Annotated in this window: 1 protein-coding gene; it reads right to left on the bottom strand. The window is 38.1% G+C overall.

Annotation, left to right across the window (positions count from 1 at the left end):
* Window positions 1-117: 117 nt before the first annotated feature.
* A partial coding sequence (locus RCG67_RS16895) for a RepA protein (protein WP_368827957.1) occupies window positions 118-690 on the bottom strand: 573 nt, incomplete at its 5' end.

The following is a 690-nucleotide window of genomic DNA, read 5'->3' as shown; positions in this document are numbered from 1 at the left end:
AAGGTTAGCGAACCTTGCCTTTCATCCCCCATTATAACTTTACATAGAGGAACTTTATCTATCCCCCCCCGCCCCCAAAGGGGGAGCGACCAAACGGCAGCTTCACTCAATGGAGTGTTACAGTTCATCAAAACCAAGTGATAACTGTCGTTTCTCTGCTTCTTCTTTCTTTTGGGCAGCTAAAGTCTTTTTCCGAACGTATGTTTTTGTAAATGAAACCCTATCCCCATTAAAGACAATCAACGGATTAATGAACCAATTATATTCGTTTGGACCTCTTGCTATGATTTCACTTTGTACGAGCTCTGCCAATCCTTTGTATATGGCTTTGTCTGATTTGTATTGGGTGTATTCTAAGCATTTTCGCCTATCGAAAATTATCATATCATTCTTAGGCTTCATGCAAGTTAGAATATACCCGAAAACCCGAATAGCTGATTGTGATAGATTGAAAAAAGCGGCAAAATTCGCAAGGTATAGTTTTGCAAATTGCTCTTCATCTACTTCTATTTGTCGGATAAACGAGGTTTTGAATACTTCTCCTGTATCTGTATCAGCAACAGCAACTACAGCTTTTTTATCACTTCCCGTACTACTTTTGTATTTCTTAACAACGTGATTTTCAATCCCTTCAATTGCTTGTTTCATAAAGGGGTTTTCTTCGTTTTTTTGAAAATCGGTTAATTTGAG

Source organism: Kocuria cellulosilytica (assembly GCF_040981245.1).
Classification (GTDB): domain Bacteria; phylum Actinomycetota; class Actinomycetes; order Actinomycetales; family Micrococcaceae; genus Kocuria; species Kocuria cellulosilytica.
Note: the sequence above shows the minus strand (reverse complement) of the source record. Positions and strands in the feature narration are given on the sequence as shown.